At 71.1% G+C, this 21,793-nt stretch carries 20 protein-coding genes; 17 read left to right on the top strand and 3 right to left on the bottom strand.

The window, feature by feature from the left end; translation table 11 throughout:
- Nucleotides 1-158 precede the first annotated feature (158 nt).
- The 5 genes from ACZ6SQ_RS29285 (at nucleotide 159) to ACZ6SQ_RS29265 (ending at nucleotide 6,805) form a co-directional block, all read left to right on the top strand.
- A complete protein-coding gene (locus ACZ6SQ_RS29285; RefSeq protein WP_469567267.1) occupies nucleotides 159-3,149 on the top strand; it encodes a BTAD domain-containing putative transcriptional regulator in 2,991 nt (996 codons plus the stop codon).
- Nucleotides 3,150-3,178: 29 nt separating this feature from the next.
- Complete coding sequence (locus ACZ6SQ_RS29280; RefSeq protein WP_469567441.1) at nucleotides 3,179-4,081, top strand: prepilin peptidase; 903 nt, start codon at nucleotides 3,179-3,181, stop codon at nucleotides 4,079-4,081.
- Between the two features lie 122 nt (nucleotides 4,082-4,203).
- Nucleotides 4,204-5,400 (top strand): cyclic dehypoxanthinyl futalosine synthase, encoded by a 1,197-nt coding sequence (mqnC, locus tag ACZ6SQ_RS29275; RefSeq protein WP_469567264.1) that lies wholly within the window; start codon nucleotides 4,204-4,206, stop codon nucleotides 5,398-5,400.
- 49 nt (nucleotides 5,401-5,449) lie between these two features.
- Nucleotides 5,450-6,049 carry an imidazolonepropionase-like domain-containing protein gene (locus ACZ6SQ_RS29270; RefSeq protein WP_469567262.1) on the top strand — a complete coding sequence of 200 codons (600 nt, stop codon included), beginning with the start codon at nucleotides 5,450-5,452 and terminating at the stop codon, nucleotides 6,047-6,049.
- A 60-nt stretch (nucleotides 6,050-6,109) separates the two neighbouring features.
- Complete coding sequence (locus ACZ6SQ_RS29265; protein WP_469567259.1) at nucleotides 6,110-6,805, top strand: demethylmenaquinone methyltransferase; 696 nt, start codon at nucleotides 6,110-6,112, stop codon at nucleotides 6,803-6,805.
- 75 nt (nucleotides 6,806-6,880) lie between these two features.
- On the opposite strand, the gene ACZ6SQ_RS29260 is transcribed toward ACZ6SQ_RS29265, so the two are convergent.
- Both ACZ6SQ_RS29260 and ACZ6SQ_RS29255 read right to left on the bottom strand, forming a co-directional pair.
- The gene (locus tag ACZ6SQ_RS29260; protein ID WP_469567255.1) at nucleotides 6,881-7,225 is read right to left on the bottom strand and encodes a PASTA domain-containing protein; all 345 of its coding nucleotides are present in this window, start codon (nucleotides 7,223-7,225) and stop codon (nucleotides 6,881-6,883) included.
- Between the two features lie 83 nt (nucleotides 7,226-7,308).
- Nucleotides 7,309-7,815 (bottom strand): GNAT family N-acetyltransferase, encoded by a 507-nt coding sequence (locus tag ACZ6SQ_RS29255; protein ID WP_469567253.1) that lies wholly within the window; start codon nucleotides 7,813-7,815, stop codon nucleotides 7,309-7,311.
- A gap of 47 nt (nucleotides 7,816-7,862) precedes the next feature.
- Here ACZ6SQ_RS29255 and ACZ6SQ_RS29250 point away from each other — a divergent pair, with 47 nt between their 5' ends.
- Entirely contained in the window at nucleotides 7,863-9,200 is a 1,338-nt protein-coding gene (locus ACZ6SQ_RS29250; RefSeq protein WP_469567251.1) for a geranylgeranyl reductase family protein, read from the top strand.
- A 335-nt stretch (nucleotides 9,201-9,535) separates the two neighbouring features.
- On the opposite strand, the gene ACZ6SQ_RS29245 is transcribed toward ACZ6SQ_RS29250, so the two are convergent.
- A complete protein-coding gene (locus ACZ6SQ_RS29245; protein ID WP_469567249.1) occupies nucleotides 9,536-10,381 on the bottom strand; it encodes a C40 family peptidase in 846 nt (281 codons plus the stop codon).
- A 717-nt stretch (nucleotides 10,382-11,098) separates the two neighbouring features.
- Here ACZ6SQ_RS29245 and ACZ6SQ_RS29240 point away from each other — a divergent pair.
- Genes ACZ6SQ_RS29240 through nuoK form a run of 11 tightly spaced genes read left to right on the top strand, consistent with a single transcriptional unit; the run spans nucleotide 11,099 to nucleotide 21,792 of the window.
- Nucleotides 11,099-11,458 (top strand): NADH-quinone oxidoreductase subunit A, encoded by a 360-nt coding sequence (locus ACZ6SQ_RS29240; RefSeq protein ID WP_007383963.1) that lies wholly within the window; start codon nucleotides 11,099-11,101, stop codon nucleotides 11,456-11,458.
- Between the two features lie 15 nt (nucleotides 11,459-11,473).
- Entirely contained in the window at nucleotides 11,474-12,028 is a 555-nt protein-coding gene (locus ACZ6SQ_RS29235; RefSeq protein WP_003998928.1) for a NuoB/complex I 20 kDa subunit family protein, read from the top strand.
- Nucleotides 12,025-12,759 carry an NADH-quinone oxidoreductase subunit C gene (locus ACZ6SQ_RS29230; protein ID WP_469567246.1) on the top strand — a complete coding sequence of 245 codons (735 nt, stop codon included), beginning with the start codon at nucleotides 12,025-12,027 and terminating at the stop codon, nucleotides 12,757-12,759. Before ACZ6SQ_RS29235 ends, ACZ6SQ_RS29230 begins: the two co-directional genes overlap by 4 nt.
- On the top strand, nucleotides 12,756-14,078 hold the full coding sequence (locus tag ACZ6SQ_RS29225; protein WP_469567244.1) for an NADH-quinone oxidoreductase subunit D: 1,323 nt from the start codon (nucleotides 12,756-12,758) through the stop codon (nucleotides 14,076-14,078). The genes ACZ6SQ_RS29230 and ACZ6SQ_RS29225 overlap by 4 nt, the downstream gene beginning before the upstream one ends.
- Entirely contained in the window at nucleotides 14,075-14,842 is a 768-nt protein-coding gene (nuoE, locus tag ACZ6SQ_RS29220; protein ID WP_469567242.1) for an NADH-quinone oxidoreductase subunit NuoE, read from the top strand. The genes ACZ6SQ_RS29225 and nuoE overlap by 4 nt, the downstream gene beginning before the upstream one ends.
- Complete coding sequence (gene nuoF, locus ACZ6SQ_RS29215; protein WP_386380593.1) at nucleotides 14,842-16,188, top strand: NADH-quinone oxidoreductase subunit NuoF; 1,347 nt, start codon at nucleotides 14,842-14,844, stop codon at nucleotides 16,186-16,188. Before nuoE ends, nuoF begins: the two co-directional genes overlap by 1 nt.
- Nucleotides 16,185-18,689 (top strand): NADH-quinone oxidoreductase subunit G, encoded by a 2,505-nt coding sequence (locus ACZ6SQ_RS29210; RefSeq protein ID WP_469567240.1) that lies wholly within the window; start codon nucleotides 16,185-16,187, stop codon nucleotides 18,687-18,689. Before nuoF ends, ACZ6SQ_RS29210 begins: the two co-directional genes overlap by 4 nt.
- Nucleotides 18,686-20,053: an NADH-quinone oxidoreductase subunit NuoH gene (gene nuoH / locus ACZ6SQ_RS29205; protein ID WP_386380595.1), complete on the top strand. Its 1,368-nt coding sequence runs from the start codon at nucleotides 18,686-18,688 to the stop codon at nucleotides 20,051-20,053. The genes ACZ6SQ_RS29210 and nuoH overlap by 4 nt, the downstream gene beginning before the upstream one ends.
- Nucleotides 20,046-20,657, top strand: coding sequence for an NADH-quinone oxidoreductase subunit NuoI (gene nuoI / locus ACZ6SQ_RS29200; RefSeq protein ID WP_469567236.1), 612 nt, complete (start codon nucleotides 20,046-20,048; stop codon nucleotides 20,655-20,657). Before nuoH ends, nuoI begins: the two co-directional genes overlap by 8 nt.
- A complete protein-coding gene (locus ACZ6SQ_RS29195; RefSeq protein WP_469567233.1) occupies nucleotides 20,654-21,496 on the top strand; it encodes an NADH-quinone oxidoreductase subunit J in 843 nt (280 codons plus the stop codon). The genes nuoI and ACZ6SQ_RS29195 overlap by 4 nt, the downstream gene beginning before the upstream one ends.
- Nucleotides 21,493-21,792, top strand: a complete 300-nt coding sequence (nuoK, locus tag ACZ6SQ_RS29190; protein WP_053760538.1) for an NADH-quinone oxidoreductase subunit NuoK — start codon at nucleotides 21,493-21,495, stop codon at nucleotides 21,790-21,792. Before ACZ6SQ_RS29195 ends, nuoK begins: the two co-directional genes overlap by 4 nt.
- The last annotated feature ends 1 nt before the right edge of the window (nucleotide 21,793 follow it).

Below are 21,793 nucleotides of genomic sequence, written 5' to 3'. Positions count from 1 at the left end.
GGGTGTAACGGGCGGAAATTCGTGAACTGGCGAACAGGGTTCCAGTACTCGCTTCTGGGCCGACGGCCCGGTCCATAAGATCTCCTCAGGCTCGGCAGACCCTTCTGCCCGGCGCCCGAACACGCTTCACCCACGCACCCGACCTCAGGACACCCGCCATGCCGCGACGCCGCAGTTCCAGCTCGTCAAGCTCGACGGGAAGCACGCCGGCCCCGAGGAACCGCACCCCGCAGCCCGTCCGGGTGCGGCGGCGTACCTTCGGGGACTTCGTGAAGGCGTTCCTCGCCTTCGTCGCGCTCGCCGCGCTGGTGTTCGGCGTGCCGCTGGGGCTGGCGTCGCAGTTCGGGTGGCCGTTCCCGGACGGGGCGCCCAGCCTGGACTGGCTCCAGCGCGAGATCTCGGTGCAGACGTTCCTGAACATCCTCACCGTCATCGTGTGGCTGGCCTGGGCGCAGTTCACCGCGTGCGTGCTCGTCGAGGTGAAGGCCGCCGTGTCCGGGGTCGGCGTACCGGGACGGGTGCCCGGGGCCGGGGCCAGCCAGCTGCTCGCACGGCAGCTGGTCGCCGCGCTGCTGCTGGTCGGCGCGACGGCCGCCAGCTTCACCCCGGGTCTGTCCCAGCTCGGGCAGAACCTGGAGGGCAACCAGCGCCCGGCCGTCGCCGCCGCGCAGGCCACCCCCGGCCTCTTCGCGCAGACGCAGGAGCAGGCCTCCTCCACGGCCGCCGCGCTCGCCGAACAGGCCGCCGACGCCGCCGCCCACACCGCCGCACCCGGCGCCGCAGCCAAGGGCGACACGAAGTACTACCGGATCCAGCCGCCCGAGGGCCGCCATCACGACTCCCTGTGGGAGGTCGCCGAACGCCACCTCGGCGACGGCCGCCGCTACAAGGAGATCTACCAGCTCAACAAGGACCGTGTGCAGCCCGACGGCTCCCGGCTGTCCGAGGCCAGCCTCATCCGGCCCGGCTGGATCATGGAGATGCCCGGCGACGCCCGCGGCGGCGAACTCGTCGAGATGCCCGACGAGGCGCCCGCCGTCTCGCCCGAGGTGCGGGAGCAGATCCGCGACTACGCCAGGACCGGCGACCACGCCCAGCAGCAGGGCGGCGGCGAGCAGGCGGGCGGCGCGGGCGGCGCGGGCGAGGTGTCCCTGCCCGAGCAGCGCCCCGCCCCGGCCCCCGCCCCCGCTCCCGGGCACGGCGCCGGCCAGTCGCAGGCCCCGTCCGGGCAGCAGGCCACCGCGGCCGACGACGGCCGCTCCTTCGGCCTCCCCGAGGCACTCCTCGGCGCCCCCCTCCTCGCCGCCGGCCTGCTCGGCGCCCTCGGCCGGCGTCGCCGCCAGGCCCTGTGGCAGTCGGCCGTCGGGGCCGTGGGCGGGCGCCGCGGCATGGAACCGCCCACCCCGACCGGCGCCGCCGCCGACGCCCAGGACGCGCTGATGGTCGGCGCCGACCCCGAGGCCGTACGCCTGCTGGACCGCTCCCTGCGCGGCCTCGCCGCCGCCCTCACGCACCTGTCGCGCCCGCTGCCCGTCGTCTACGCGGCCTGGCTGAGCAACGGCGACCTCCACCTCCAGCTCGCCCAGCCCGCCGGGACGCCGCCCGCGCCCTGGCAGCTCGGGCAGGACCAGACGTTCTGGATGCTGGCCCGCGCCGACGCCGAGGCCTACGAGGACGTCGACACCGCCGCCCCGTACCCCGGCCTGGTCAGCCTCGGCACCATGGACGAGTCGCGGCTGCTGCTCAACCTGGAGGCCGTGCCCGGCCTCGTCTCGCTGAGCGGCGACGAGGCCGACCGGGCCGCGGTGTTCGCCTCCGTCGCCGCCGAACTCGCCACCAACGGCTGGTCGGACCGTATGACCATCACCCTCGTCGGCTTCGGCGAGGACCTCACCCCGCTCGCCCCCAACCGGCTGCGCCACCTCGACGGCGTCGACGACCTGATCGAGACGATGGACGCCGAGACCCGGCAGCGGCGCGGCGCGCTCGGCGCCGCCGGACAGGACTCCGTGCTCACCGGCCGCACCGGGCCCGCGCAGCACACCCGTTGGGCGCCGCACCTGGTGCTGCTCGCCGCCGAGCCGTCCGCCGAGGACGCCCTCAAGCTCGCCGAACTCGCCGCCGACGCCGGCCGCCTCGGCATCGGCTACCTCGTCGGCACCGGGACCGGCGATCTGCCCGGCGCCTCCTGGGAGATGGAGATCACCGGCGAGGGCAAGCTGCTCGCGCCCCTGCTCGGCCTCGAACTCGACGCCCAGCTCCTGCCGGTGCCGCAGCAGCGCGCCGTCGTCGAGCTGTTCGTCGAGGCAGACCCCGGCGACGACGGCCCCCGGGGCCCGGTCACCACCCCGCCGTTCCTCGTCGACATCAGCGAACAGGGCCGGCCCGCCGTCTACGCCCGCCTCGTCGGCTCGTACGAGATCATCGGCCTGGACACCCCCGACGGCGAGCGCAGCGCCCTCCAGCACGAGGCCCTCGCCCTGCTGCTCCTGCACCGCGAGGGCGTGCACCCGCGCGTGCTGGCCTCCGCGCTGTGGCCGCGCGGTGTCACCGACGACGTCCGTGACGCGCTGCTCGACCGGCTGCGCGACTGGCTCGGCGCCGACCCCGACGGCACGCCCCGCCTCGCCACCGACTCCGCCGGACGCCTCACCCTCGCCAAGTCCGTAGTCTCCGACCTCGACGTGCTGCGCTCGCTCTACCACGAGGCCACCCAGGGCCGGGGCGTGGACAACCGGGTCGTGCGCGGGCGGCTGCTCACCGACGCGCTCGTGCTCGTGCGCGGCCCGCTGCTCGCCGACCGGCCCGAGGGCCGCTACCGCTGGCTCACCCACGAGATCATCGACGCCCAGCTTCCGCTGCTCGTCGCGGACATCGGGCTCGCGCTGTCCGAGTTCCATCTGGAGAAGGACCGCGCGGAGAAGGCGATCGAGGCGCTGGACGCCGCCCTGCGGACGGCTCCCGCCGACGAGCGGCTGTGGCACGAACTGCTGCGCGCCACCCACGCCACCGGCGACACGGCCCGTCTCACCACGCTCGCCGCCGACCTCGTCGGCCGCAGCGGTGCCCGCGGCCTCCCGCCCCGCACGGAGGCCCTGCTGGACGAGCTCCTGCCGTCCTGGCGCGACGGCGTCACGGCGGTGGGATGACCGGGCCGGGTGCCCCGACCGTGGACACGATCGAGTCCGCGCTGGTCGTCCTCGCCGTGCTGTGGGGCGCGGCGGCCGGTGCCCTGCTGCCGCGCGCGATCCACCGCTTCTCCGCGCCCGCGGGGGAGCCCTGGCACGAGCGGTGCCCGGGCGGGCATCGCCTCCGGGGCTGGACCGGCCGCGCCCGCTGCCCGCAGTGCGCCGCCGGCGCGCCCCCGGCCGATGCCGCTGATACACCTCTGGCCGACGCCGACGCCGACGCCGACGCCGACCTGTCCTCGGCCGAAGCCGCCGAAGCCGCCGAAGCGCCTCCGGCCGACGCCCCCGCCCTGCCCGCGTCCGCCCCTGCCGCCGCCCGGCACCCCGTGCCGACCGCGCCCGGAGCGTCGTACGGCCCGGGAGCGCTCGGTCCCGCGACCGCCACGGCACTGGTCTGCGCCGCGCTCGCCGCGGCCACCGGGGCCCGGCCCGAACTGGGCGTCTGGCTGCTGCTCGCGCCCGTCTGCGTGCTGCTGGCCGCGGTGGACCTGCGGGTGAGGCGGCTGCCCGACCCGCTCACGCTGCCCCTGGCCGCCGCGGCCGTCGCCCTGCTGGGCCTCGCCGCGCTGCTGCCCGAGCACTCGGGGGAGTGGACGACGACCGTCCTCGGGGCGCTCGCCCTCGGCGCCGGATACCTCGTGCTGTTCCTGATCAACCCCGGCGGCATGGGCTTCGGCGATGTGAAACTCGCCCTCGGCGCGGGCGCGGCGCTCGGCTGGTACGGCTGGGGAACGGTCATGCTCGGCACCTTCGCCGGGTTCCTGCTGGGCGCGCTCTACGGCGGCGCGCTGGTCGTCGCCCGCCGCGCCGACCGCAGGACGGAGATCCCCTTCGGCCCCTTCCTCATCGGCGGAGCCCTGCTGGGAGTCCTGGCCGGGGCGTACACGGCCTGACGTCAGCCTCCCGAACCCCCTGGCGTAACCTGGATCAGTCCGCCCACCCGTCTCCCACCACCACCCTTGCAACGAGCGCTGCGCGCGCACCTTTCTTGATTCCTTGACGAAAGGGACACCCGGTGACCGAGAAGGCCGACCTCCAGTCCGTCCTCGACCGAGCCGCCGGGGGCGGGCGCATCACCCCCGAGGAGGCGCTCGACCTCTACCGCGACGCCCCGCTGCACGCGCTGGGCGCGGCCGCCGACACCGTACGCCGCCGCCGCTACGCCGGTGTCGAGCACATTGCGACGTACATCATCGAGCGCAACATCAACTACACGAACGTCTGTGTGACGGCGTGCAAGTTCTGCGCGTTCTACGCCCCGCCCAAGAGCGACAAGGGCTGGACCCGCGACCTCGACGACATCCTGCGCCGCTGCGCGGAGACCGTCGAACTCGGCGGCACCCAGATCATGTTCCAGGGCGGCCACCACCCGGACTACGGCGTGGAGTACTACGAGAAGCACTTCTCGGCGATCAAGAAGGAGTTCCCGCAGCTCGTCATCCACAGCCTGGGGGCGAGCGAGGTCGAGCACATGGCGCGGATCTCCGAGGTGTCCGTGGAGGAGGCCGTCCAGCGCATCCACGCGGCCGGTCTCGACTCCTTCGCGGGCGCCGGCGCCGAGCTGCTCCCGGAGCGGCCGCGCAAGGCGATCGCCCCGCTGAAGGAGAGCGGCGAGCGCTGGCTGGAGATCATGGAGACCGCGCACAACCTGGGCGTGGAGTCGACCTCCACCATGCTGATGGGCACCGGCGAGACCAACGCCGAGCGCATCGAGCACCTGCGCATGATCCGTGACGTGCAGGACCGCACGGGCGGCTTCCGGGCCTTCATCCCGTACCTGTACCAGCCGCAGAACAACCATCTGAAGGGCCGCACCCAGGCCACGATCTTCGAGTACCTGCGGATGATCGCGATCGCCCGGCTGTTCTTCGACAACGTCGCGCACATCCAGGGCTCCTGGCTCACCACGGGCAAGGACGCGGGCCAGCTGACCCTGCACTACGGCGCGGACGACCTCGGCTCGATCATGCTGGAGGAGAACGTCGTCTCCGCGGCCGGTGCCAAGCACCGCTCCAACCTGATGGAGATGATCGAGATGATCCGGGGCGCCGACCGTGTCCCGGCCCAGCGCAGCACGACGTACGAGCACCTCCTCGTGCACGACGACCCGGCGAACGACCCCGTCGACGAGCGCGTGGTCTCCCACATCTCCTCGACCGCCATCGAGGGCGGCACGGCCCACCCCGAGCTGAAGATCCTCGCCGCCAACTGACAGCCCCGCTCCGCCGGAACGGGCGGACCGCAGTGGAACTGGTCCGGAATTGCTGACCCTTCACGTCGCCGAGGCCTCCCCGGAGGCCGCCGTGCTGGTCGACGGCGCGCACCTCGCCGCCGTCGGCCGGTACGAGGAGCTGACCGCCGCCCACCCGCAGGCACGCGTGCGGCGCTGGCCCGGCATCCTCACGCCCGGACTGCTCAACCCCTACGGGCCGGAGCTGCTGGAGCACACGTACCACCCCGACCCGCGTGAGGCCGACACGTACGGCACCCGGCCGATCGGCGGGCCGCGCGCGGAGGCGCTGTTCCGCGCGGACCCCGCACGGAAGGGCGCCAGCGCACGCCGGGGCGTGCAGCGGCTCCTGGCGCACGGGACCGTCGCCATCGCGGGGGAGCTGCGGGAGCGGGGCGCGCTGGACGCGGTGCGGCGCGCGGGGCTGCTCGTGGGGCAGCGCCCGCCGTCACTGCCGGGCCCGCCGTCCTTCTCACCCGTTCCGCTGATCCTGCTGCCTCCCCTGCTGCCGGGCGGCCCGGCCCGGTTCGCCGTCTTCGACGTGCCGGACCGCACGGCCCTGGTGCGGGAGGGGTCCGGCACCTGTGTGGCCACGGTGCTGGGCGGACGCCTGCTCTACCGGGCACACTGACGCGCACCGGCGGGAGGGCCGCTGCCCGGCCGCCGCACCCCCTGCTGCCACAATGAACCCGTGACCCGCGCATCCCTGGACAAGCAGCCGCACGAAGTCGCCTCGATGTTCGACGACGTGGCGGAACGGTACGACCTCACCAACGACGTGCTGTCCCTCGGGCAGGACCGGCGCTGGCGCAAGGAGGTCGCGAAGGCGGTCGACGCCCGCCCCGCGCAGAAGATCCTGGACCTCGCCGCCGGTACGGGCACGTCCTCGCAGCCCTTCACACAGGCCGGCGCCTACGTCGTGCCCTGCGACTTCTCCCTCGGCATGCTCCGCGTCGGCAAGCGGCGCCAGGCCTGGATGCCGTTCACCGCGGGCGACGCCACGCGGCTGCCGTTCAAGGACGACACCTTCGACGCGGTGACGATCTCCTTCGGGCTGCGCAACGTCCAGGACTTCGGCACCGGCCTGCGCGAGATGTACCGGGTCACCCGGCCCGGCGGGCGCGTCGTCATCTGCGAGTTCTCGCACCCGACCTGGACGCCGTTCCGCACGGTCTACACCGAGTACCTGATGCGCGCCCTGCCGCCGGTCGCCCGCACGGTGTCGTCCAACCCGGACGCGTACGTCTATCTCGCCGAGTCCATCCGCGCCTGGCCCGACCAGCCCGCGCTGGCGGCACGGCTGCAGGACGCCGGCTGGTCGGACGTGGCGTGGCGCAACCTGACGGGCGGGGTCGTGGCCCTGCACCGGGGGTTCAAGCGAGCCTGAGGGCACGGGCGGGGTTCCCGCGCCGCCGACGCCCGCCATCGTCGGCCGGCGCCCGTGACCGTCCGCCGCCGGCCGTCAGCCCGCCAGGGTCGGGTACGGATCGCCCGGCTCGTCCAGTTCCCGTTCCAGTCCGCCGCCCCCGGGGCGCGGCAGCCGCGGCTCCCGTACGCCTCCGCCGCCCTCGCCCCGCCCGAAGTCGAACCACACCGTGACGACGGCGTCCCGCGGCACCTCCACACCGGGCGGCGGATACTGCCGTACGACGTAGTCGACGACGGTGAGATGGAAGTCGGGCCGGTCCGGCGCGGCGAGGAACACCCCGTGCTCCTCGGCCTCGCGGCGGGCGTCCACGGCCATCAGCCCGACGAGTTTCGGCACATGCACTTCGGGTGTTTTGCGTGTGAAGCTCACAGATGTCACCCCCAGCGGTACTGGCAGGGTAACGCCGAGGAGTGCCGCCCGGAAGCGTCAAGTCGCTATCTGTAGCAACTGGTTACCGTGCGTCACAGGCTCAGCTCGTAGCAGCGCCCCTGCTGCTTCGACTCCGGGCTGACGAACGTTTCGGCCAGCCGCATGCCGAGCCGGTCGATCACCGCGATCGAGCGGGCGTTCCGGGCGTTGACCATGGCCACGACGTCGTCCACGCCCGCCGTGCGGACCCGCTCCAGGGTCTCCCGCGCGGCCGCGGTGACATACCCCTTGCCCCAGTGCGGGCGGGCGAGCCGCCAGCCGATCTCGATCCGGCCCTTCGGCCCCCACTCGGCCGGCCACGGCTGGGCCCCGGTGAAGCCGATGACCTCGCCGGACTCGTCGAGCATGCTCCACAGGCAGAAGCCCAGTTCGGCGTCGTGCCGGCGCTGGCGGGCGGTCAGCTCCTCGTACGCGGAGAGCTCCCAGGCCCTGCCGCCGTGGAACTCCATGACGTCCGGGTGATCGAAGATCCGGTGCCACACGACGGCGTCCTCGTCGGTCGGAACGCGCAGCCGTACAGCGGGGAGAGCTCGGTTCACGGGGCAGCCCTTCAGCCGGTTGATCAATTGTGCTGCATAGACTGCCCATGTCCAGTGCCGGTCGGCACGCAGATTTCGAGCCTTGGGGAGATCCCGCCGTGACCGAGCCCCTCTCCGACAACACCGCAGATGTGATCGTCGTGGGCGCGGGGCCAGCAGGCTCCACCACCGCCTACCACCTGGCCCGGGCCGGTCTCGACGTCCTTCTGCTGGAGAAGACCCAGTTCCCGCGCGAGAAGGTCTGCGGCGACGGCCTCACCCCGCGTGCCGTCAAGCAGTTGGTGGCCATGGGCATCGACGTCTCCGAGGAGGCCGGCTGGCTGCGCAACAAGGGCCTGCGGATCATCGGCGGCGGCGTCCGCCTCCAGCTCGACTGGCCGGATCTCGCCTCCTTCCCCGACTACGGCCTGGTCCGCAAGCGGGACGACTTCGACGAGCAACTCGCCCACCAGGCCCAGAAGGCGGGCGCCCGGCTCTACGAGCAGTGCAACGTCTCCGGCCCGATCGTGGACGACCGCACCGGCCGCATCACCGGCGTGAAGGCCAAGCTCGGCGACGAGAAGCGTGAAGTCACCTTCCACGCCCCGCTGGTGGTCGCCGCCGACGGCAACTCCACCCGGCTGTCCCTCGCGATGGGCCTGCACCGCCGTGAGGACCGCCCGATGGGCGTCGCCGTCCGCACGTACTTCGAGAGCCCGCGCCACGAGGACGACTACCTGGAGTCCTGGCTGGAGCTGTGGGACCGCCGCGGTCCCGGCGAGGACCGGCTGCTGCCCGGCTACGGCTGGATCTTCGGCATGGGCGACGGAACCTCCAACGTCGGCCTGGGCGTGCTCAACACCTCCGACTCCTTCAAGGAGCTGGACTGGCGCGAGGTGCTCAAGGCCTGGTGCGCCTCCATGCCAGAGGACTGGGGCTACACCCCGGAGAACATGACCGGCCCGATCCGCGGCGCCGCCCTGCCGATGGCCTTCAACCGCCAGCCGCACTACACGCGCGGACTGCTGCTCGTCGGTGACGCCGGCGGCCTGGTGAACCCGTTCAACGGCGAGGGCATCGCCTACGCCATGGAGTCCGGGCAGCTCGCCGCCGAGGTCATCGTCCAGGCCCACGCCCGCGCGACGCCCGCCCAGCGCGAGACGGCCCTCCAGGGCTACCCGCGCATCCTGAAGGACACCTACGGCGGCTACTACACGCTCGGCCGTGCCTTCGTGAAGCTCATCGGCAACCCGAGGGTCATGAAGATCGCCGCGCAGCGGGGCCTGACGCACCCGATGCTGATGAAGTTCACCCTCAAGCTCCTGGCCAACCTCACCGACCCGGCCGGCGGCGACGCCATGGACCGCATCATCAACGGGCTGAGCAAGGTGGCACCCAAGGCGTGAACGAAGCCGGGCGCCCCGGAAAAGGGCGCCCGGCGAAAATCTGCACACCGCGGGACAGTTCGGGTATTCCACCCGAGCCGTCTCGGTGTATCGCCCGAGCCGTCTCCACATATCGGGCATGCCTGCCCATCCGCATGGCGGCCGGCTATTTCGGGCGGACCGGATCTTTCGAGCCGACCGGACCTTTCCGGTTGTCCGGACCTTTCCGGTCGACCGGACCCTTCAGGCGGCCGGGCAGGCCGAACACCCCACCGCGCAAACGGTGAAGGGCCGCTGCCCCCGAGCGGCTGCGGCCCTTCACCCGGTCCTGCGTGCGCCGGAGCGCCTCGCGCGGCTCAGAGCACGCGCACCGCGCCCGAGGCCGGGTAGCCGGACAGGTCCTGGATGACGACACCCTTGGAGGGGTTGGCCGCGTCCAGGTACTGGCCGTCACCGATGTAGACACCCACGTGGTACGCGGAGCCCTTGCCGCCCCAGTAGAGGATGTCGCCGACCTGGAGGTTGGACGTGCCGACCTCGGTGCCGACCATCGACTGGTCCTGGGAGACGCGGGGGAGGTCCACGCCGACCTCGCGGAAGGCGGCCTGGACGAGGCTGGAGCAGTCCCAGGCGTTGGGGCCGGTGGCACCCATGACGTACGCGTCGCCCAGCTGAGCCTTGAGGAAGGCGATGACGGTGCCCACGGAGCCGCTGGCCGGGGCCGAGGCGGTCTCGGAGGCGGACGTGGACTGCGTGGTGAGCTCGGTCCGCTCCGCGGAGCGGGAGGCGGCCTCCTCGGCCGCTGCCCGGCGGGCTGCGGCCTCCTCGGCGGCCTTCTTCCGGGCCTCCTCCTTCTTCTTCGCCACCGCGAGGTCCGCCTTGGCCTCCTTGGCGGCCTGGGCGGCGGCCGCGTCACGCTCGGCGGCCAGCTCGTAGTTCGCGGCGGCCAGCTCCATGGCGTCCGCGGACTCGGCGACATGAGTGGACAGGTCGGCCGTGAGGGTGGGCAGTTCGATCGTCTGCGTCACCGGCTCGGCGGCGTTGGCCGTTGCCGACGCACCGGCCGCCGCCATGCTGAGAACGCCACCGGCAACTCCGGCGCGCATCGCGATCGTCGAGGACGCGGTGCGGCGGGGCTTCCGGTGGCTGCGTATGTGAGCGGTGTGGGACATGAGAGCAATCGGTATCAGGGGCTCCTCCATACCTACAAGAAACGTGGGCTGCGCCACAGTTGTTCAATCGGCGTCGCGAAAACCCGGCGCCCGGCTCCTTATTGACGCCGTAACGGGCATTGCGGACACACCCTTCCAAGCCTGTGATCACGTGCTTTCGTCGTTACGTCCGGATTGCCCGGCGCCTACCACTGGTTGAGACCGTTGGCCAAGCCCGGTTTTCATCCGCCTCTCACGGATGTGGCGCAGGTCACGGAACGGTCACCCGAGGGGATGCGTCTCGCGCGGTCCGGGGTCCGCCGGGCGCTCGTGAACGCGTGCACACGTCCACATCTCGCCCCGGACCTCCCCCTGATGTGTGAATGCCGCCCTCTATCAAGGGGGGACGTCCAACACCAATTTGCATGCAGGCGAACCCTCTTGATATGGAGACGCCCCTCCTGAGCTGGCCCGACGAGCGAAAATGTCACCTCTGGTGATCACTCTGACGCTTCGAGTGTGAAGATCACCGCTCATCCGACTTCATGATCCTTCGTCAGGTGGTGGAGATCACAAAGCTTGTGGAATACCCCGTGTCGCAGATCACAGAGCGCCGGGCATAGGATGCGAGGCAGTTGGGCTTGTGACCTGCTTCACATGTTCTCGATCTTCGTCCGGGACGAACGGGGTTGAGGGGGCGGACGAGGCAGAAGTGAGCCCGGGTACCACCCGCCAGCAGTCAGTGCCGACTGAGAGGAGCGAGGAGCGGTGAACGCGTATGCGCCCATCCTCGTACTGGGAGCCCTCGGGGCAGGCTTTGCGATCTTCTCCGTGGTCATGGCCACGCTGATCGGTCCGAAGCGGTACAACCGCGCCAAGCTCGAAGCCTACGAATGCGGCATCGAGCCGACCCCCACGCCGGCCGGCGGCGGGCGCTTCCCCATCAAGTACTACCTGACGGCGATGCTCTTCATCGTCTTCGACATCGAGATCGTCTTCCTCTACCCCTGGGCCGTCACCTTCGACGCCCTGGGTGTGTTCGGGCTCGTGGAGATGCTGCTCTTCGTGCTCACCGTCTTCGTCGCCTACGCGTACGTGTGGCGGCGCGGCGGCCTGGAATGGGACTGAGGGGCCTTAAAGGACATGGGACTCGAAGAAAAGCTGCCGAGCGGATTCCTGCTGACCACCGTCGAGCAGGCCGCGGGCTGGGTGCGCAAGGCGTCCGTCTTCCCCGCCACGTTCGGCCTCGCCTGTTGTGCCATCGAGATGATGACCACGGGCGCCGGCCGGTACGACCTGGCGCGCTTCGGCATGGAGGTCTTCCGCGGATCACCGCGCCAGGCGGACCTGATGATCGTCGCCGGCCGGGTCAGCCAGAAGATGGCGCCGGTGCTCCGGCAGGTCTACGACCAGATGCCGAACCCCAAGTGGGTGATCTCCATGGGGGTCTGCGCCTCCTCGGGCGGCATGTTCAACAACTACGCCATCGTCCAGGGCGTCGACCACATCGTCCCGGTCGACATCTACCTGCCCGGCTGCCCGCCCCGGCCCGAGATGCTGATGGACGCGATCCTCAAGCTCCACCAGAAGATCCAGACCTCCAAGCTCGGCGTGAACGCGGAGGAAGCGGCCCGGGAGGCGGAGGAAGCGGCGCTCAAGGCCCTTCCGACGATCGAGATGAAGGGGCTGCTGCGGTGAGCGACGCGAACGGGGTGAACCCCGAGAAGGACCTGAGCGCCTCCAACCTCCCCGGCCAGCGCGGCCAGGGCGGCGAGGAGATCCGCGTCCAGCGCGGCATGTTCGGCGCCGACAACGGCGGCGACACCTCCGGCTACGGCGGCCTGGTGCGCTCGGTCCGGCTCCCCGGCCCGGCGAGCCGCCCCTACGGCGGCTGGTTCGACGAGGTCGCCGACGAACTCGAGGGCGCGCTGGAGGAGCAGGGCCTGCTCCCCGAGAACGCGATCGAGAGGACGGTCGTCGACCGCGACGAACTCACCTTCCACATCGAGCGCGAACACCTGCCGCGCGTCGCCCGCACCCTGCGCGACGACCCGGCCCTGCGCTTCGAGCTGTGCACCGGCGTCAGCGGGGTGCACTACCCCGAGGACAAGGGCCGCGAGCTGCACGCCGTCTACCACCTGCGCTCGATCACCCACAACCGGCTGATCCGGCTGGAGGTCAGCGCCCCCGACAGCGACCCGCGCATCCCCTCGCTCGTCCCGGTCTACCCGACGAACGACTGGCACGAGCGCGAGACGTACGACTTCTTCGGGATCGTCTTCGACGGCCACCCGGCCCTGACGCGGATCATGATGCCGGACGACTGGCAGGGCCATCCGCAGCGCAAGGACTACCCCCTCGGCGGCATCCCCGTCGAGTACAAGGGCGCCCAGATCCCGGCTCCGGACCAGCGGAGGTCGTACTCATGAGCACGCAGCACGCAACGGGGCGCGCGACCACCGAGGGCACCGTATATACGGTCACCGGTGGCGACTGGGACGAGGTCGTCAAGGCCGCGGCCCGTGCCGACGACGAGCGCATCGTCCTCAACATGGGCCCCCAGCACCCCTCCACGCACGGAGTGCTCCGCCTGATCCTGGAGATCGACGGCGAGACCGTCACCGAGGCCCGCTGCGGCATCGGCTACCTCCACACCGGCATCGAGAAGAACCTCGAGTACCGGACCTGGACGCAGGGCACCACGTTCGTGACGCGCATGGACTACCTGACGTCCTTCTTCAACGAGACTGCCTACTGCCTCGCCGTCGAGAAGCTCCTCGGCATCGAGGACCAGATCACCGAGCGGGCCAAGATCATCCGGGTGCTCCTGATGGAGCTGAACCGGCTCTCCTCCCACCTGGTGTGCATCGCCACCGGCGGCATGGAGCTCGGCGCGACCACGATCATGATCTACGGCTTCCGCGACCGCGAGATGATCCTCGACATCTACGAGCTCATCACCGGCCTGCGGATGAACCACGCCTACATCCGCCCCGGCGGACTCGCCCAGGACCTGCCGCCCGGCGCGGTGGACCAGATCCGCGAGTTCGTGAAGAAGATGAAGAAGAACCTCCCGGAGTACGACAAGCTCGCCACCGGGAACCCCATCTTCAAGGCCCGTATGCAGGACATCGGCTACCTCGACCTGGCCGGCTGCATGGCCCTCGGCGCCACCGGCCCGATCCTGCGCTCGACCGGTCTGCCGCACGACCTGCGCAAGTCGCAGCCCTACTGCGACTACGAGACCTACGACTTCGACGTCCCGACCACCGACACCTGCGACTCCTACGGCCGCTTCCTCATCCGCCTGGAGGAGATGCGCCAGTCGCTCGGGATCGTCGAGCAGTGCCTGGACCGGCTCCAGCCCGGCCCGGTCATGGTCGCCGACAAGAAGATCGCCTGGCCCGCGCAGCTCGCGCTCGGCCCGGACGGCCTCGGCAACTCCCTCGACCACATCAAGAAGATCATGGGCACCTCCATGGAGGCCCTGATCCACCACTTCAAGCTGGTCACCGAGGGCTTCCGCGTCCCGCCGGGACAGGCGTACGCGGCCGTCGAGTCACCCAAGGGCGAGCTCGGCGTGCACGCCGTGTCCGACGGCGGCACCCGCCCCTACCGGGTCCACTTCCGCGACCCGTCCTTCACCAACCTGCAAGCCATGGCGGCGATGTGCGAGGGCGGCCAGGTCGCCGACGTCATCGTCGCCGTCGCGTCCATCGACCCCGTGATGGGAGGCGTCGACCGGTGACCACCTCTTCTTCCGAGCGGGGCGTGAGCCTGGGCATGCCCCAGCTGCCCGCGCCCGCCTACCCGGACGACGTCCGGGAACGGCTCGAGCGCGACGCGCGCGAGGTCATCGCCCGCTACCCGGACTCCCGCTCCGCCCTGCTGCCGCTGCTCCACCTCGTGCAGTCCGAGGAGGGACACGTCACCCGCACCGGGATGCAGTTCTGCGCCGACGTGCTGGAGCTGACCACGGCCGAGGTCACCGCCGTCGCCACCTTCTACACCATGTACCGGCGCAAGCCCTCCGGCGACTACCAGGTGGGGGTGTGCACCAACACCCTGTGCGCGGTGATGGGCGGCGACGCGATCTTCGAGGCGCTCCAGGAGCACCTGGCCGTCGGCAACGGCCAGACGACCGCCGACGACAAGGTCACCCTGGAGCACATCGAGTGCAACGCGGCCTGCGACTTCGCGCCGGTCGTGATGGTCAACTGGGAGTTCTTCGACAACCAGACCGTCGAGAGCGCCAAGCGCCTGGTGGACGACCTGCGCGACGGCCGGGTGGTCTCGCCCACGCGCGGCGCGCCGCTGTGCACCTTCAAGGAGACCGCGCGGATCCTGGCCGGTTTCCCCGACGAGCGCCCCGGAGCCGTCGAGGCGAGCGGCAGCGCGGGACCCGCGTCGCTGGTGGGCCTGCGCCTGGCCAAGGGCGAGACCGCATCCCCGCGCGTGGTCCACCCGCGCGAGCAACCCCAGGACAAGCCGACCGCCGAGGAGGGGGAGTGATGACCTTGGCACCCGAGCTGAAAGACACCGGCCCCGAGAAGCTGCTCGCACCCGTGCTGTCGGCATTCTGGGACGAGGACCGCTCCTGGTCCCTGGACGTCTACCGCAGGCACGAGGGGTACGAGGGCCTGCGCAAGGCGCTCGCCATGACGCCGGACGACCTGATCGCCTACGTCAAGGACTCCGGGCTGCGCGGCCGCGGCGGCGCAGGCTTCCCGACCGGGATGAAGTGGCAGTTCATCCCGCAGGGGGACGGAAAGCCGCACTATCTCGTGGTCAACGCCGACGAGTCGGAGCCCGGTACCTGCAAGGACATCCCGCTCCTCTTCGCGAACCCGCACAGCCTCATCGAGGGCATCGTCATCGCGTGCTACGCCATCAGGTCCTCGCACGCGTTCATCTATCTGCGGGGTGAGGTCGTCCCCGTACTGCGGCGGCTGCACGCGGCCGTGCGCGAGGCGTACGAGGCGGGCTACCTCGGCACGAACATCCTGGGCAGCGGACTCGATCTCGACCTCACCGTGCACGCGGGCGCGGGCGCGTACATCTGCGGCGAGGAGACCGCGCTGCTGGACTCGCTGGAAGGCCGCCGTGGCCAGCCGCGGCTGCGTCCTCCCTTCCCGGCGGTGGCAGGCCTCTACGCCTGCCCGACTGTGGTGAACAACGTCGAGTCCATCGCCTCGGTTCCCGCCATCCTCCAGAACGGCAAGGAATGGTTCCGGTCGATGGGCAGCGAGAAGTCCCCGGGCTTCACGCTCTACTCGCTCAGCGGCCATGTCGCGAGCCCCGGCCAGTACGAGGCCCCGCTCGGCATCACCCTGCGCCAGCTGCTGGAGATGAGCGGCGGCATGCGCCCCGGGCACCGGCTCAAGTTCTGGACGCCCGGCGGCTCCTCGACCCCGCTGCTCACCGACGAGCACCTCGACGTCCCCCTCGACTACGAGGGAGTCGGCGCCGCGGGCTCCATGCTCGGCACGAAGGCACTCCAGTGCTTCGACGAGACGACCTGCGTGGTGCGGGCGGTGACCCGCTGGACCGAGTTCTACGCCCACGAGTCCTGCGGCAAGTGCACGCCCTGCCGTGAAGGCACGTACTGGCTCGTCCAGTTGATGCGCGACATCGAGGCCGGCAAGGGCGTGATGAGCGACCTCGACAAGCTGAACGACATCGCCGACAACATCAACGGCAAGTCCTTCTGCGCCCTCGGCGACGGCGCCGCCTCGCCGATCTTCTCCTCGCTGCAGTACTTCCGCGAGGAGTACGAGCAGCACATCACGGGCCGCGGCTGCCCCTTCGACCCGGCCAAGTCGACGGCCTGGGCCGACCGTACGGAGGTGAACGCATGACAGTGACCACCAGCGCTCCCTCCGGAGGCGGGGAGGCGGCGGTGCCGCCCGAGGACCTCGTGTCGCTGACGATCGACGGCGCCGAGATCAGCGTGCCCAAGGGCACCCTGGTCATCCGGGCCGCCGAGCAGCTCGGCATCGAGGTGCCCCGCTTCTGCGACCACCCTCTCCTCGCGCCGGTCGGCGCCTGCCGCCAGTGCATCGTCGAGGTCGAGGGCCAGCGCAAGCCGATGGCCTCCTGCACCATCACCTGCACCGACGGGATGGTGGTGAAGACCCAGCTCAGCTCGCCCGTCGCGGAGAAGGCGCAGAAGGGTGTGATGGAGCTCCTGCTCATCAACCACCCGCTGGACTGCCCCGTCTGCGACAAGGGCGGCGAGTGCCCGCTGCAGAACCAGGCCATGTCGCACGGCCACTCCGAGTCCCGCTTCGAGGGAAAGAAGCGGACGTTCGAGAAGCCCGTGCCGATCTCCACCCAGGTGCTGCTGGACCGGGAACGCTGTGTGCTCTGCGCGCGCTGCACCCGCTTCTCCAACCAGATCGCCGGCGACCCGATGATCGAACTGCTGGAGCGGGGCGCGCTCCAGCAGGTCGGCACGGGCGAGGGCGACCCGTTCGAGTCGTACTTCTCCGGCAACACCATCCAGATCTGCCCGGTCGGCGCGCTCACCTCGGCGGCGTACCGGTTCCGCTCCCGGCCCTTCGACCTGGTCTCCTCGCCGAGCGTGTGCGAGCACTGCTCCGGCGGCTGCGCCACCCGCACCGACCACCGGCGCGGCAAGGTCATGCGGCGCCTCGCGGCGGCGGACCCCGAGGTCAACGAGGAGTGGATCTGCGACAAGGGGCGCTTCGGGTTCCGGTACGCGCAGGCGCGCGACCGCGTCGAGACGCCCCTGGTGCGCGACGCCGACGGCAGGCTCGTGCCCGCGTCCTGGCCGGAGGCGCTCCAGGCCGCGGCCGAGGGACTGCTGGCCGCGCGCGGCCGCGCCGGTGTGCTCACCGGCGGCCGGCTGACCGTCGAGGACGCGTACGCGTACAGCAAGTTCGCGCGCGTGGCGCTCGACACCAACGACATCGACTTCCGCGCGCGCGTGCACAGCAGCGAGGAGGCCGACTTCCTCGCCGCCCGGGTCGCCGGACGCGGCCGGGACCTCGACGGCACGGGCGTCACCTACACCTCCCTGGAGAAGGCGCCGGCCGTGCTGCTGGCCGGCTTCGAGTCCGAGGAGGAGGCCCCCGGAGTCTTCCTGCGGCTGCGCAAGGCCTGGCGCGGACACGGCCAGAAGGTGTTCTCACTGACCACCTACGCCACCCGCGGACTCCAGAAGGCGGGCGGCACCCTGCTGCCGGCCGCTCCCGGCACCGAGACCGAGTGGCTGGACGCGCTCGCGAGCGGCGTCGGCCTGGAGGAGCCGGGCGGCCGGTGCGCCGAGGCGCTGCGTGCCGAGGGCTCGGTGATCGTCGTCGGCGAGCGGCTGGCGGCCGTCGCCGGCGGGCTCACCGCCGCCGTACGGGCCGCCACGGCGACCGGCGCGCGGCTGGTGTGGATCCCGCGCCGGGCCGGTGAGCGCGGCGCGATCGAGGCGGGCGCGCTGCCGTCGCTGCTGCCGGGCGGGCGTCCGGCCACCGACCCGCGTGCCCGCGAGGAGGTCGCGGCCGCCTGGGGCGTCGCCGAACTCCCGCACCGCTACGGCCGCGACACCGGCCAGATCGTCGAGGCCGCGGCCTCCGGCGAACTGCGGGCCCTGCTGGTGGCCGGTGTGGAGGTCGCCGACCTGCCCGACCCGGCACGCGCGCGTGAGGCCCTGGACGAGGTCGGCTTCCTGGTGTCGCTGGAGCAGCGGCCCAGCGAGGTCACCGCGCAGGCGGACGTGGTGCTGCCGGTCGCCGCGGTCGCCGAGAAGGCCGGTGCCTTCCTCAACTGGGAGGGCAGGGTGCGCTCCTTCGAGGCCGCGCTGAAGCCCGACCAGATGACCCGGCGCCTGGCGCCCGGCGACGCGCGGGTGCTCCAGATGCTGGCCGACGCCATGGACGTCCACCTGGGCCTGCCGGACCTGCGGACCGCGCGCGCCGAGCTGGACCGGCTGGGCGCGTGGGACGGTCAGCGGGCCGGCGAGCCGCGGGAGAGCGGCGGTGTGCTGCCCCGGCCCGCGGCCGGGGAGGCCGTGCTCGCCGGACACCGGCTGCTGCTGGACCTCGGCGCGCTCCAGCGGGGCGACGAGGCGCTCGCCGGGACGCGGCACGCGGCCCACGCGCGCGTGTCGGCGGCCACGGCCGTCGAGGCGGGGGTGCGGGACGGCGAGGTCCTGGTCGTGACCGGACCCTCCGGCACCGTCGAACTGCCGCTGGAGATCACCGAGATGCCCGACCGCGTGGTCTGGCTGCCGCTGAACTCCACCGGCCGGGGCGTCGCCCCCGACGCCGGGGCACAGCCCGGCTCCCTCGTCCGCATCGGCCCGGCGGTCTCCGCCGGCGAGGCACCCAAGGAGGTGGAGGCATGAGCCCGTTCCTCGCCGCTGAAGACCTCTCGCTGTTCGGCCGCGACCCCTGGTGGCTGGTCACGATCAAGGCGGTGTTCTGCTTCGCCTTCCTGATGGTGACCGTGCTGTTCTCCATCGTCTGGGAGCGCAAGGTCGTCGCCTGGATGCAGTTGCGCATCGGGCCCAACCGGCACGGGCCCTGGGGCATGCTCCAGTCGCTCGCCGACGGCATCAAGCTGATGCTGAAGGAAGACCTCGTCGTCAAGCGCGCGGACAAGGCCGTCTACATCCTCGCGCCGATCGTGGCTGCCATCCCGGCCTTCATGGCGATCGCGGTGATCCCCTTCGGCCCGGCCGGCAACGAGATCTCGATCTTCGGCACCCGCACCACGATGCAGCTCACCGACCTGCCGATCGCGATGCTCTACATCCTCGCGGTCGCCTCGGTCGGCATCTACGGCATCGTGCTGGCGGGCTGGAGCTCCGGTTCGACGTACCCGCTGCTCGGCGGTCTGCGCAGCTGCGCGCAGATGATCTCGTACGAGATCGCGATGGGTGCCGCGTTCGCCTCGGTGTTCCTCTACTCGGGCTCGATGTCGACGTCGACGATCGTCGAACAGCAGGCGGACCGCTGGTACATCCTGCTGCTGCCGGTGTCGTTCATCATCTACGTGATCACGATGGTCGGCGAGACCAACCGGGCGCCGTTCGACATGCCGGAGTCCGAGGGCGATCTGGTCGGCGGCTTCAACACCGAGTACTCGTCGATCAAGTTCGCGATGTTCATGCTCGCCGAGTACGTCAACATGGTGACCGTCTCGGCCGTGTCGGTGACGCTCTTCCTGGGCGGCTGGCGGGCCCCGTGGCCGATCAGCGGCTTCTGGGAGGGCGCCAACCACGGCTGGTGGCCGATGCTGTGGTTCACCGTGAAGGTGCAGCTGCTGCTGTTCTTCTTCATCTGGCTGCGCGGCACGCTCCCGCGGGTCCGCTACGACCAGCTGATGAAGCTCGGCTGGAAGGTCCTCATCCCGGTCTCGCTGGTCTGGCTGATGCTCGTCGCGACCGTGCGGGCCCTGCGCAACGAGAACTACGACTTCGCCGACATCGCCCTGTACGTCGGCGGCGGTGTGATCGCCCTGCTGCTGCTCTCCTTCGTCGCGGACTTCTTCCGCGGCGGCCGGGACGGGCAGGCGGAGGCGGCGCCCGCGGACCGCGCCCCCTTCGACCCGATGGCGGGCGGATTCCCCGTGCCGCCGCTGCCCGGACAGGAGTTGCCCGCGGCCCCGCGCAGGCGCCCGCGCCGGGAGCGGGAGCTGATTGTCAGTGGCGGACCGGATACTGCCAGTGACGGATCTCTGGATGGAAAGGAGGCGTCCGATGGCTGAGGAGCCCAAGGAGACCGAGCAGTCGAAGCCCGGTTTCCAGAACCCCGTGGCCGGCTTCGGCGTGACCTTCAAGGCCATGTTCAAGAAGCGGCTGACCGAGCAGTACCCGGAGCAGCAGAAGACCACCGCTCCCCGTTTCCACGGACGGCACCAGCTCAACCGCCATCCGGACGGCCTGGAGAAGTGCGTCGGCTGTGAACTGTGCGCGTGGGCCTGCCCGGCCGACGCGATCTATGTGGAGGGCGCGGACAACACCGACGAGGAGCGCTACTCCCCGGGCGAGCGCTACGGCCGCGTCTATCAGATCAACTACGCCCGCTGCATCCTGTGCGGCCTGTGCATCGAGGCGTGCCCCACGCGCGCGCTGACGATGACCAACGAGTTCGAGCTGGCCGACTCCAGCCGGGCCAACCTCATCTACACCAAGGAGCAGCTGCTCGCCGGTCTGGACGAGGGCATGGTCGACAGTCCGCACGCCATCTACCCCGGCATGGACGAACAGGACTACTACCGGGGCCTGGTGACGGAGGCGGCTCCGGGCACGGAGCAGCAGACCGCGGTCTCCAAGGGCGAGGAGCCCTCGGGGCAGGAGGTGGACGCATGAGCACGCAGCTCGCCGCCTACACCACCTCCACCGGCGAGGCCGTCCAGTTCTGGATCCTCGGCACCGTCGCGGTGATCGGCGCCCTGTGCACCGTCCTGATGAAGAAGGCCGTGCACAGCGCGCTCTGCCTGGCCGGCACCATGATCGTCCTGGCGGTGTTCTACCTCGCCAACGGCGCCTACTTCCTCGGTGTCGTGCAGATCATCGTCTACACCGGCGCGATCATGATGCTGTTCCTGTTCGTGGTGATGCTCGTCGGTGTCACCGCGGCGGACTCCCTGAAGGAGACCATCAAGGGCCAGCGCTGGCTGGCCCTGCTGTGCGGCACCGGCTTCGGCATCCTGCTGATCGGCGGCATCGCCAACGCCTCCCTGACGGAGTTCAACGGCCTCGGCCAGGCGAACGCGAACGGCAATGTGGAGGGCCTCGCGGCCCTCATCTTCACCAAGTACGTCTTCGCGTTCGAGATCACCGGCGCGCTGCTCATCACGGCCGCCGTCGGCGCGATGGTGCTCACCCACCGCGAGCGCACCGAGCGCGCCATGACCCAGCGCGAGCTGGCCGAGCAGCGGGTGCGCGAGGGCAAGCACCTGCCGCCGCTGCCGGCGCCCGGCGTGTACGCGCGGCACAACGCCGTGGACATCGCGGGCATGCTCCCCGACGGCACCCCGTCGGAGCTCACGGTCAGCAAGACCCTGCGCGAGCGCGGCCAGATCAGGGACGTCTCGGCGCAGGCGCTCAACGATCTGAAGGCCATCGAGCAGCGCGCCGAGGAGCGCCTGGAGCGTGGCGAGATCGAGCCGCCCCACTTCAAGCGGACCGAGGAGGCGTCGAAGTGAACCCGGTCAACTACCTCTACCTCGCCGCCCTGTTGTTCACGATCGGCGCCACCGGCGTGCTGATCAGGCGGAACGCGATCGTGCTGTTCATGTGCATCGAGCTGATGCTGAACGCCTGCAACCTCGCGTTCGTCGCCTTCTCCCGGATGCACGGCAATCTCGACGGGCAGATCATCGCGTTCTTCACGATGGTCGTCGCCGCCGCGGAGGTCGTGGTCGGGCTGGCGATCATCGTGTCGCTGTTCCGTTCCCGCCACTCGGCCTCGGTCGACGACGCCAGCCTGATGAAGCTGTAAG

The organism is Streptomyces sp. NPDC048600 (genome assembly GCF_055587025.1).
The sequence above is the reverse complement of the archived record's forward strand: the minus strand, read 5'-3'. Positions and strand labels throughout refer to the sequence as shown.

Coding starts and splice junctions, on each gene's coding strand:
- ACZ6SQ_RS29195 (WP_469567233.1), top strand. CDS start 20,654: ATGAGCACGCAGCTCGCCGCCTACACCACCTCCACCGGCGAGGCCGTC.
- nuoH (WP_386380595.1), top strand. CDS start 18,686: ATGAGCCCGTTCCTCGCCGCTGAAGACCTCTCGCTGTTCGGCCGCGAC.
- ACZ6SQ_RS29245 (WP_469567249.1), bottom strand. CDS start 10,381: ATGGAGGAGCCCCTGATACCGATTGCTCTCATGTCCCACACCGCTCAC.
- ACZ6SQ_RS29285 (WP_469567267.1), top strand. CDS start 159: ATGCCGCGACGCCGCAGTTCCAGCTCGTCAAGCTCGACGGGAAGCACG.
- ACZ6SQ_RS29225 (WP_469567244.1), top strand. CDS start 12,756: ATGAGCACGCAGCACGCAACGGGGCGCGCGACCACCGAGGGCACCGTA.
- ACZ6SQ_RS29210 (WP_469567240.1), top strand. CDS start 16,185: ATGACAGTGACCACCAGCGCTCCCTCCGGAGGCGGGGAGGCGGCGGTG.
- nuoI (WP_469567236.1), top strand. CDS start 20,046: ATGGCTGAGGAGCCCAAGGAGACCGAGCAGTCGAAGCCCGGTTTCCAG.
- nuoF (WP_386380593.1), top strand. CDS start 14,842: ATGACCTTGGCACCCGAGCTGAAAGACACCGGCCCCGAGAAGCTGCTC.
- ACZ6SQ_RS29235 (WP_003998928.1), top strand. CDS start 11,474: ATGGGACTCGAAGAAAAGCTGCCGAGCGGATTCCTGCTGACCACCGTC.
- ACZ6SQ_RS29250 (WP_469567251.1), top strand. CDS start 7,863: ATGTCCAGTGCCGGTCGGCACGCAGATTTCGAGCCTTGGGGAGATCCC.